This is a genomic window from Bradyrhizobium sp. UFLA05-153 (assembly GCF_054185185.1).
Genome location: NZ_JBBIAM010000098.1, coordinates 25608 through 35955 on the forward strand (window position 1 = coordinate 25608; position 10348 = coordinate 35955).

Sequence of the window (10348 nt, forward strand, 5' to 3'; positions counted from 1 at the left end):
CGGCCTCACGCAGGCTTGAGTGAGGCCAGCGCATTCTCCAGGAGCGAGCGCACCCGCGCGGCATCGCCCGATTTCACGACCGTTGGATCGAGATAGAGCTCCAGGCCCGGAACGCGCTCGGTAATGACACCGCTCTTTGCGGCTCCCCCATCACTCAGCGCATCGACCGAATACGGAATGACCTCGCGGCTGATGCCCTTCATGGTGATGGCCGGCAGCGCGTGCGCCGTGACGACGTCGCTGACCAGCGCGAAGGTCTCGTAGCTCAGCACGATGCCGCCGGGCTCGGCGATCGATTGCAGGCGCGCGGCGAGGTTCGCCTCGGCGCCGATGATCGTGTAGTCCATGCGGTCGCTGCTGCCGAAATTTCCGACGTTGCAATAGCCGGAATTGATGCCCATGCGCGATTTGAACGGCTGTTCGATGCCGGAGGCGCGCCATTTGGCATTCAGCTCGGCAAGCCGCTGCTGCATGCGCCAGGCCATGCGCAGGCAAGCCTGCGCGTCGGCGCGGTCACCCTTGGTCTCGGGATCGCCGAAGAAGATCAGCATGGCATCGCCGATGAACTTGTCGATCGTGCCGCCATGTTCATGCGCGATCGCCGACATCTCGGTGAAATATTCGTTGAGGAGCTGGGTCAGGAGCTCCGGCTGGAGCCGCTCGGCGGTCGCGGTGAAGTTCTGGATGTCGGAGAAGAAGATGGTGAGCTTCTTGCGCTCGGTGTGGATGGTGACGTCCTTCTGTCCGCTGAAGATGCTCTTGTAGACCTGCGGCGGGATGTAGCGCGAGATCTTCATCGAGAGCGAGGCGAGGAAGTCGTTGGCGGATTCGAGCTCCTTGTTCATCGACTTGATGTGGTTGGCCTGGCGGCGCTGCATGGAGAGAAAGGAGAGCCCGCTGCCGGCCGCGATGAAGAGATAGGCGAGCAGGAACTTGAACGAAAAGATGTTCGCCGCGATCGGCTGAGCGATGATCACCTCCTGAATGCCCCTGATGTCGCCGACCTTCCAGTCCTTCTTCGGGCTCTCGGGATGGCTGTTGTGGCAGCTCACGCAGGCCGGGCCCATCGTCACGGGAGCCACCAACCGGACCTTGTCGGAGAATAGCGAGGTCTCGGTCTCGACGATCTTCTTCTCGGGGTCCGCGCGGAGGGCTTCCAGCGCATCCTTCTCGAACTTGTCGAGCTGGTGCGGGGCGCGATTCTGGAACGGGAAGTCGGAGACGAAGCGGTAGGTGATGTTCTCCTGCTGGGCGCCGATCACGCGCCCGAGCTCGAGCGACAGCGTCGCCGGGATCGGGATGGCTCCGGGCACGGATTCGTAATTGTGCACGACCTTGGTGGTGCCGTTGGGATTGGCGAGTATCCGCCCGACCACGTTGCTGGCGTAGTAGCTGCGCACGCTCGTGATCACCGAATTGAGGTCGGCGGCCTGCCGGCGCAGGGCTGCCTTGCTGAGATCGGTCAGGTCGAGCCACACCGCGAGCGGCAGGGCGAGCAAGAGGAAGGCGATCACCACGCCGGTCAAGATGCCGTTCTTGCGCTGCTCTTCGGAGATCGCTTGTTTCACTCTGTGGCTCCGTTGTGTGCATTCTTGTCGCGATATCCGGCGTCCGCGACGCAACATGGGGCGGCACAGAGCCCGTAAACGCAGGCCGGCGCAACCCCATTTTATGGTGGTCGCGGCAGGCGCCTTTTCGTTTCATGACGAATGTTTAAGATCGGCATCAACCTGCATTGATTGATCCGGAGCCAGTGGCCATGACCGAGACCATCCGTATCAGGCGCTTTGTCGCGCGCCCGGTGATCGTGCCGATGAACCTGCCACTGCAGACTTCGACCGGCGCGGTCGCCAGGGCGCCGCTGGTGCTGATCGACTGCGAGACCGACCAGGGGGTGCGGGGCCACGCCTATCTGTTCTCGATCACGCCGGCCGCCTTGAAGCCGCTGACGGCGATGGTCGGCGAGATGGCCGAGATGATCGCCGGCGACGAGCTCTTGCCGTTCGAGATCGAGCGCAAGCTGACCCAGCGTTTCACGCTGCTTGGGCTCGCCGGACTGCAACGCCTGGCGCAATCCGGCATCGACATGGCGGCCTGGGACGCGCTCGCCCGCGCCAAGGGCCTGCCGCTCGCGCGCCTGCTCGGCGGCGCACCGAAGCCGGTGCGCGCCTACAACTCGAAGGGGCTCGGCATCATGCCGGCCGGTGCGGTCGTGGACGAGGCGCAAAAACTGCTTGCCGAAGGCTTTCATGCTGCAAAGATCCGCGTTGGCCGCCCCGAGGCGCGGGACGACCTCAACGTCGTGCGCGCGGTGCGCAAGGCGGTCGGCGACCAGGTGACGCTGATGTGCGACTACAACCAGGCGCTCACCGTGGCGGAAGCGATCCGCCGCGGCGAAATGCTCGACGACGAGGGCCTGCTCTGGATCGAGGAGCCGATCCGCCATGACGACTATGCCGGCTGCGCCCGCGTTGCGGACGCGCTCCGCACCCCGGTCCAGATCGGCGAGAATTTCGACAGCGCCTTTGCGATGCAATCCGCGCTTTCCGCCGAGGCCTGTGACTTCGTCATGCCCGACGTGCAGCGCATCGGCGGCGTCACCGGCTGGCTGCGCGCCGCCTCTCTTGCGCAGGCCGCCGGCATCGAGATGTCGACCCACCTGTTCTCGGAGGTGAGCGCGCAGCTGCTCTGCGTCACGCCGACGGCGCATTGGCTGGAATATGTCGACTGGGCCGACGCCGTGCTGGCGACGCGGCTGATCATCAAGGACGGCTTTGCGCTGCCGAGCGAGGAGCCCGGCAACGGGATCGCGTGGGATGAGGCAGTAGTGAGGAAATACTTGGCCACTTGAGTTTGTTTAGCTTGCCTCTCCGCCATTAGGTCAATGGTGCTGCCCGAGGACCTCGAGTTCCGGAATTCGAGTTCCGAAAGTTGCCAAGCGCCCCCACTGAACCATCGTGCCGCCATGCTTTGGTCAAAACTGCATTGAGTGCTTGGCAGGGTCGTCGACGCAGTGGAACTGCGACCGCCTCTTTTGGGTGACATTGGACCACGGCCAGGTCCCGCCACCGCAATTTGAGGCGCCCACCGCAAAAGGCTTGTGATGGAGAGGCCAAGGTTTGGCAAAGCCGGGATTTTCGCTTTTGGTAGCACTCTGGGTGCTGCGTCTTACTTGGTCGAGCTTTTAGTAGTCGCCACGATTTACATTGGTCTTGCCGAGTCTGCGCTGCTACTCCCCACGATAAACCCCGTCGCGACACCATTGTGGCCACCTACTGGGTTTGCACTCGCACTGGTCCTGCTGCGCGGCTACCGGATTTGGCCCGCGATTTTGGTGGGGTCTGTTACTCCTTATCTCATCGCCGACCGGTCGCTCCTGGAGTCTGGCTCCGTCGGGATCGGCCCTCTCCTCGCTGCGTTTGCCGGGACATGGCTGATTAGTCGCTGGTCGAATGGTCGCCAGACGTTCAGCACTCCCTCTGGTATCGCAAAATTTGCAATTTTTTCCTTTGTGCCGACCACGGTGATTAGCTCAACCATTGTTGTCGCAGGATTCATTCTCGCCAACACATTGATTATCTCTGATTCTGTCGTCACCTGGTTAACCTGGTGGCTTGCAGACGCGGCGGGGACCTTGGTGATTGTGCCGGTCGCCGTGCTCTGGGGGATGGAGCGTCTACGTAGTTCTTCGAAGCGGCATCTATTGGAATCGATCGCGGTCTCTGCTCTCGTTAGCATCATCGCGATCATTGCTTACAGCCCGCTCATCGGCGGCAACCTCGTCAGCAGCGACCTCAATGTGCCTCTGCCGTATCGGAGCCTTCTAGGCTTTCTGGTTTTGCTGCCCCTGATGTGGGCTGGCTTGCGCGGGAATCGACACGGCGTGGCTACGGCCGCACTCATTTTCCTCGGAATGGCCGTGTGGGGCTTCTCGGCGGGTAACGATCCGTTTCCGAAGACGGATCTGGATGGATCGCTCTTGGCGTTATTCGTGCTTTCGATTTGCGTATCAGTGCCGCCCCTTGCTTTGGCCGCAGCAATTGCGACGCGCCAGGGCACTGAAGCCCATTTGCTTTCCCTTCAGGACCAACTGAGCCGTCAGATTGAGCGGAAAAGTTTGGCTCTCGACAGCGTTAGACGCCACTTCCAAATTCTTATCGAGGGCGTCGTCGACTACGCAATATTTGCCCTTGATAAGGAGGGGCACGTTACAAGTTGGAACAGCACCGCGCAAAAAATTATCGGCTATACCCCAGAAGAAATTATCGGCAAGCATTTTGGGATATTTTATCGACCGGATGAACGCCGCGCCGGCTCGCCGACCCGCGCGCTGGAGTCGGCAATCCAGGAAGGCAAGCACGAACTTGAAGGTTGGCGGATCAGGAAAAATGGCACGCCGTTTTTCGTCACCGGCTCGGTGTCCGCAAGCGTTGACGAAGCAGGAAATCTGATCGGGTTTATCAATATACTCCGGGATGCAACCGAACGACGCGACGCGGAGGAAAAACTGTTTCAAGCGCGCGAACAGCTCGCGATGTCGCAGAAAATGGAGGCAATCGGCAAACTGACCGGCGGGATTGCACACGACTTCAACAATCTATTGATGATCATTGGAGGCAGTGCCCAGATCTTTGCTCGCCTGCTCGATCCAAAATTACCAAAAGCAATCGAAGCCATACAGACCGCGGCCAAACGCGGAGAGAGTCTCACGCGCCAATTGCTGACATTCTCTCGTCATCAGCATCTTAGCCCGACGGTCGTTGATTTGAATGCTTCCATAAAGAACATGCGCACGATGATTGAGAGCTCATTGCGCGGGAACATTGTTTACAACGAAAACATTGGCGAGGATGTTTCGCCGGTTAGGGTGGACCTCGCCGAACTAGAACTTGCGATTGTTAACATCGCCGTCAACGCGCGCGACGCAATGCCAAATGGCGGTACGTTCACGTTGTCTGTAAATGCCGTGACCGCAGATCGAACGATTGGCGATAGTGGACCGGGAGAGGCCTTCTATGCGATAGCGTTTAGCGATACGGGTACTGGTATTCCACCCAATCTTTTGTCCAAGATGTTTGATCCCTTTTTCACAACCAAAGAGGTCGGCAAAGGAACCGGGCTCGGTTTGTCGCAAGTTTATGGTTTTGCACACCAGGCCGGCGGAACGGTGACGGCAGACAGCAAGGTCGGACGAGGAACAACGATTACAGTCTATTTGCCGTCACGTGCAGACGAGCAAATCACCAACAAGGAGCTCTCCGCGGCCAAAGAAAAATCACGGCATTCGCAGCGTCAGACCGTTCTCGTTGTCGACGACAGCGCTGATGTGGCGGATGTGACGTCCTCTCTGTTCGAGCATCTGGGCTATGAGACCATCTACCGAGATTCGGCCGAATCGGCATTAGAACTGCTCGAAGCCGGCACAACGATCGATCTCGTCTTCAGCGATATCGTCATGCCGGGCACCATCGATGGCGTCGGGCTCGCGAGAGAAATTCGGTCGCGTTATCCGAACTTGCCCATAGCCCTTACGACCGGGTACAGCGACGCGGCAAAGGCAGCTCCTCCAAATTTAAGAATACTGCGTAAGCCGTTCGATACCGAGGCACTAAGAGATTTCATCCAGGAGATTGCGCCGCCGAGATCAATGAAATCATCCGGCTTGTCTTTGGCGTCAAGCACAACTGACGCCTTGCGCAGAAGTTGACAGCCGCACCGTTGAAGGCATGCTCGGTAACGCCCGCGCAGCGATGGCGCAAGCAGTTCAGCAGCTCGGCTGCCCTCTTCACGCCGCAATTTACAAATGCCGTGCAGTGACTCGTGCGCGCGGGAGATCGCACAAGACTGGCGGGACCCACCGATCGAGGTTCAACATGAGCGATCCAATCTTTCGCAGAAGCGATGGTGTCTGGCTGAATGAACCGGAACGATGGACTGCGCAGGGCGACAGCCTCCGGCTCGTCACTGACAACGCCACCGATTTCTGGCGGGAAACCCACTACGGCTTCAATCGCGACAGCGGGCATTTCCTGGGCTTCCCCACCGGCGAGGCGTTCACTGCCGAGTTGCATGTGCGGGCCGACTTCGAGGCACTCTACGACCAGGCGGGCATCATGGTCCGCATCGACGCGGAGCATTGGGTCAAGGCCGGCATCGAGTTTTCAGACGGACGCGCCATGCTTGCGAGCGTGCTGACCAACGGGCGATCCGATTGGGCGACCGCGCCCTATGAGCAGGATGCCCGTGACTTCCGCCTGCGCGCAACCGTCGCGAACGGCGTCGTTCGCCTCCAGGTTTCGGCCGATGGCAAGCTTTGGCCCCTGATGCGTCTGGCGCCATTTCCAAGGGCGAACTCCTACCTGGTGGGACCGATGGCCTGCACGCCCGAGCGGGCCGGGTTGGAGGTCGCTTTCTCGACCTTCCAGCTGACACCACCGCTCGGCAAGGATCTCCACGATCTCACCTGAGGCCCGGCCCATCGTGGGAGCAGGATTTCAAAGTATGACCCCAGCCCGCTACGTACTCCTGGATCTCGACGGAACGCTCGTTGATTCGCAGCCGGGCATCTTCGCAAGCTGCATAGCCACACTTCGCGCGCTCGGACACGAGCCCGGCGCAGCGCTCGACATCAAGCGCGCCATCGGGCCTCCGCTCGAAGAGATGCTGCAGGCTTTGTTAGGGGCACGCGGAGACGACCGGATCGATCAAGCCGTGGCGGCCTATCGTCAGCACTACGGCGAAAGCGGCCTGCTCGGAAGCGAGCCTTATCCGGGAATTGGCGTCGCGCTCCAGGACATGCGGCAAGCCGGATTGCGACTGTACCTTGCGACATCGAAGCGCGAAGTGTTTGCCCGGCGCATCCTGGAGAACCTGAAACTGGCCGCGTATTTCGACGGCATCTATGGCTCGGTGCCCGGCGGCAAACTGGATCACAAGCCTGAGCTGCTCGCCCATATCTTGTCTGAACAGGATGTCCATGCTTCGCACGGCCTGATGGTCGGCGATCGCCGGCATGACATCGTCGGGGCACGCGCGGTCAACATGCGCTGTCTTGGCGTTCTTTGGGGATATGGCAGCCGAGACGAGCTTGAAGCGGCCGGCGCCAGCCAGTTGGTGGAACGGACTTCCGATCTCGCGCGCCTGGTCTTATCGATGTTGAACGGATAGCCTCCGTTCGGCCGCACGGCGGAAACAGCCAAGCGCTACCGCGTATTTGCCCCCGTAATGCCTTTGCGCGCCGCCCTGTGCTCGATCCACATGCAGCGGCGGGCGGCCCCGCCTGAGCGCGCGACGCCGGATGTTCCCTCGCCGGCCAGCAGCAGCGGCGCCACGTTCCCGCGCAACGCGCGGCAGTGCTCGAGCTCGGCTTGCCAGTCGATGATCCGCGCCTGAGCGCCCGACGCGATCAGCGCCAGCATCGCCATCGCAACACATGTCGTCTTCATCGATCCCTCGCCGGCGCACATCGTGGAAAAATGACAAGTGCAGTTTGTGCCAGACTGTCGCGCACTGACGAAACACCCTGTGTCATCGGACGAACACCCCGCGGCAGCCACATCAGATGCATTCCATATCAGCTTCTACCATAATGTGCACGGGCGAGTCGGGGGAGCAAATGATGAGCGGGATTGGGGACGATGCCGAGCTGGAAGAAGTCGTGGAACGAGGAAGACATCAAGAAACTTAAAACGCTCGCCGGCACGATGCCTGTGACGATGATTGCAAAGGAGCTTGGCCGCACGACCGGCACGGTGCTCGCAAAGGCCGTGGAGCAGAATATCCCCATCAGGCACCGGACGGACGAGGTGGCTTAGCTAGTCTGTCTCGCGCGTTCGCCGGTAGCGAAAGTCGCAATGACCGGCGCCCTGCATGATGGTCTGCGTGCGCGTGAGGCTGATGTCGGGGCCGAAACCCTCCGCGGTCGCAAAATCCGCGGTGCAGACGAGGAGGAAGCCCAACTCGGGCTCGCCGAGCGCGTGATAGAATTCCGCATAGGCGCATCGCCTCACGTCGAAGGCGAACGCATCGTGTGACTGCTCGATGATTTCGAGCTCGAGCGCGTGGTCGCGGGCGTAGGTCCTGAAAGCGGACGACACGGCCTTGCCGAGATCCGGCTCGTTCTTCGCCCGCCAGAATTCCTCGCCGTAGCGGCGATAGAGATCGCCGAGCGTGTTGCGCACCAGCGCGTTCGCACGCGCTTCGCCCAGTTCCATCTGGAGCGCCTTGACGAGGGGGATCAGGACCTGCGCCTGGATTTTTGCCTGCTCAATGACGGAAACGCTCATGGCGGCCTCGCGTCGGAGATGAAGGAATAGCGAGCCTAGCCAGGATGGAGCGCAGCGCAATCGGGGAAAACGTGCCGGAGGATAGGCCCCCGGACTTCGCTTCCGGGCGACAGGCAAGAATGCGCGCCATCAGCTCCGCAACAGCCGCAGCGCCCGGCCCTTGTGGAGAGCGACGTGATCGGTCTTGTCGCTCCTGATCTCGTATTGCGGATCGTCCGGGCTCGCGTGATGGACGTAGCCCTTGTAGGTCACATCCTTCCGGTGCACGCGCTGGATATGACCGCGCACCCGGCCGGCCTCGGAATTCCAGCTCACGTGATCGCCCGTCTTGAAGGTTTTCGGCATGGCGAACCAATGCCGGGCCTTGTTTGGCGGTTCCCGCGGTCCCATCCAATAACGACAGGTGCGTTTCCGCTTTCGCTTCGCTCCAGCTAGGCCGGACACGCTTCGCGGATGAGTTTTGGCTGTGCCACGCGACGCCGAAGGCGAAGCGTGGTGGGCACGACAGGGATCGAACCTGTGACCCCTACCATGTCAAGGTAGTGCTCTCCCGCTGAGCTACGTGCCCTAGATGTCCAAAAGTCGGGTGGGGTCCCTATAACGGCTCAGGGGAGCGCGCGCAAGGACGGAAGGCGACCGATTTAGGCCGCCAGCATCTTGTTCACTTCGCTCACCAATTCCCGCAAATGAACCGGTTTGGACAGGACCTTGGCGTTCTTGGGGGCCTCCGAATCCGAGTTCAGGGCCACGGCGGCGAAACCGGTGATGAACATGATCTTGATGTCGGGGTCGAGTTCCGAGGCCCGGCGGGCGAGCTCGATGCCGTCCATCTCTGGCATCACGATATCGGTCAGCAGCATCTCGAACGGCTCTTCCCGCAGCCGTTGATAGGCCGACATGCCGTTGTCGTGGGAGGAGACCTGAAAGCCGGCGTTTTCCAGCGCCTTGACCAGGAAGCGGCGCATGTCGTTGTCGTCTTCGGCGAGCAGGATTTTTGTCATGGCAGGAAACGTCGAATCCCCGGGGGTACACACTGGACTTCACTAAGCCCGACAGAGGGTAAATTTCAGGTGAAAAATGCGTCCCTCGGCCGCACACGGCATGCTCTTTGTGAACCGGAATGGGGCACGAATCAATCGGGCCCCGCACACGCGATGCTTCACGGTTAAGACACGTTCCAGCGCGGCACCCGTACTTTTCACTTGGCAGAATGGTTGCGATTCCTGACAATGACCGCACATAAGAGCCTCGCTTTGCCGGCCTGTTCGAGTCCAATCCGGATTGTCGCGGATATAGAGGGACGAAACTGACCAAGATGACCCGGTTTGACGGCGACTTGTCGCCACCGTTCGAGATTATCGAGCCCATCGAGTGGCGGGCGCCGATCATCTTCAACTCGCCCCATTCCGGCTCGGTCTATCCGGACGATTTTTTGGCGGCCTCGCGCATCGACCTGCCGACGCTCCGCCGCTCGGAAGATTCCTTCATGGACGAGCTGATCGGGCATTTGAGCGCGCGCGGCTTCCCGGTCGTGCGCGTCAATTTCCCGCGCTCCTATGTCGACGTGAACAGAGAGCCCTACGAGCTCGACCCGCGGATGTTCTCCGGCCGGCTGCCGAGCTTTGCCAATACCCGCTCGATGCGCGTTGCCGGCGGGCTCGGCACCATCCCGCGCGTCGTCGGCGATGGCCAGGAGATCTATCGCGAGCGGATCGCGGTCGACGACGCGCTGGCGCGAATCGAGACGCTCTACAAGCCGTATCACCGCGCGCTGAGGCGCCTGATCAACAAGGTGCACCAGATGTTCGGCACCGTGATGGTGGTCGACTGCCACTCCATGCCCTCGGTCGGCGTCAGCAGAGACGAGCCGCGCCGGCCCGACGTCGTGATCGGCGACCGCTACGGCACGAGTTGCACGCCGCTGCTTCCCGACCGGGTCGAGGAGACATTGAGCGGGCTCGGCTATTCGGTCGGCCGCAACAAGCCCTATGCCGGCGGCTTCATCACCGAGCACTACGGCAATCCGGCGAGCGGCCTGCATGCGGTGCAGCTCGAGCTCAACC

Annotated in this window: 11 protein-coding genes and 1 tRNA gene; 6 read left to right on the forward strand and 6 right to left on the reverse strand. The window is 61.1% G+C overall.

Annotation, left to right across the window (positions count from 1 at the left end):
- Window positions 1-5: 5 nt before the first annotated feature.
- Window positions 6-1568 carry an adenylate/guanylate cyclase domain-containing protein gene (locus Q2941_RS37970; RefSeq protein WP_254110785.1) on the reverse strand — a complete coding sequence of 521 codons (1563 nt, stop codon included), beginning with the start codon at window positions 1566-1568 and terminating at the stop codon, window positions 6-8.
- A 191-nt stretch (window positions 1569-1759) separates the two neighbouring features.
- Between Q2941_RS37970 and Q2941_RS37975 the strand changes: the two genes are divergently transcribed.
- The 4 genes from Q2941_RS37975 to Q2941_RS37990 all read left to right on the forward strand — a co-directional run bounded on the left by Q2941_RS37975 (window position 1760) and on the right by Q2941_RS37990 (window position 7167).
- Window positions 1760-2851: an enolase C-terminal domain-like protein gene (locus Q2941_RS37975; protein WP_254110783.1), complete on the forward strand. Its 1092-nt coding sequence runs from the start codon at window positions 1760-1762 to the stop codon at window positions 2849-2851.
- 321 nt (window positions 2852-3172) lie between these two features.
- Window positions 3173-5707, forward strand: a complete 2535-nt coding sequence (locus Q2941_RS37980) for an MASE1 domain-containing protein (protein WP_458195697.1) — start codon at window positions 3173-3175, stop codon at window positions 5705-5707.
- 166 nt (window positions 5708-5873) lie between these two features.
- Window positions 5874-6467: a DUF1349 domain-containing protein gene (locus tag Q2941_RS37985; protein ID WP_254110779.1), complete on the forward strand. Its 594-nt coding sequence runs from the start codon at window positions 5874-5876 to the stop codon at window positions 6465-6467.
- Between the two features lie 34 nt (window positions 6468-6501).
- Window positions 6502-7167 carry an HAD hydrolase-like protein gene (locus Q2941_RS37990; protein WP_458195698.1) on the forward strand — a complete coding sequence of 222 codons (666 nt, stop codon included), beginning with the start codon at window positions 6502-6504 and terminating at the stop codon, window positions 7165-7167.
- Between the two features lie 35 nt (window positions 7168-7202).
- On the opposite strand, the gene Q2941_RS37995 is transcribed toward Q2941_RS37990, so the two are convergent.
- Window positions 7203-7445, reverse strand: a complete 243-nt coding sequence (locus Q2941_RS37995; RefSeq protein WP_027524955.1) for a hypothetical protein — start codon at window positions 7443-7445, stop codon at window positions 7203-7205.
- A 192-nt stretch (window positions 7446-7637) separates the two neighbouring features.
- Here Q2941_RS37995 and Q2941_RS38000 point away from each other — a divergent pair, with 192 nt between their 5' ends.
- A complete protein-coding gene (locus tag Q2941_RS38000; RefSeq protein WP_198031827.1) occupies window positions 7638-7814 on the forward strand; it encodes a hypothetical protein in 177 nt (58 codons plus the stop codon).
- Here the strand turns inward: Q2941_RS38000 and Q2941_RS38005 are convergent, their stop codons facing one another.
- From Q2941_RS38005 to cpdR, 4 genes are all read right to left on the reverse strand, one after another.
- Window positions 7815-8285, reverse strand: a complete 471-nt coding sequence (locus Q2941_RS38005) for an L-2-amino-thiazoline-4-carboxylic acid hydrolase (protein ID WP_027524954.1) — start codon at window positions 8283-8285, stop codon at window positions 7815-7817.
- Between the two features lie 129 nt (window positions 8286-8414).
- On the reverse strand, window positions 8415-8630 hold the full coding sequence (locus tag Q2941_RS38010) for a hypervirulence associated TUDOR domain-containing protein (protein ID WP_027524953.1): 216 nt from the start codon (window positions 8628-8630) through the stop codon (window positions 8415-8417).
- Between the two features lie 148 nt (window positions 8631-8778).
- Window positions 8779-8853 (reverse strand) — tRNA-Val (locus Q2941_RS38015).
- Window positions 8854-8926: 73 nt separating this feature from the next.
- Window positions 8927-9286, reverse strand: coding sequence for a cell cycle two-component system response regulator CpdR (cpdR, locus tag Q2941_RS38020; RefSeq protein ID WP_027522271.1), 360 nt, complete (start codon window positions 9284-9286; stop codon window positions 8927-8929).
- A gap of 314 nt (window positions 9287-9600) precedes the next feature.
- Here cpdR and Q2941_RS38025 point away from each other — a divergent pair.
- Window positions 9601-10348 (forward strand): N-formylglutamate amidohydrolase (locus Q2941_RS38025; protein ID WP_458195699.1); only part of this gene is annotated, 748 nt, incomplete at its 3' end.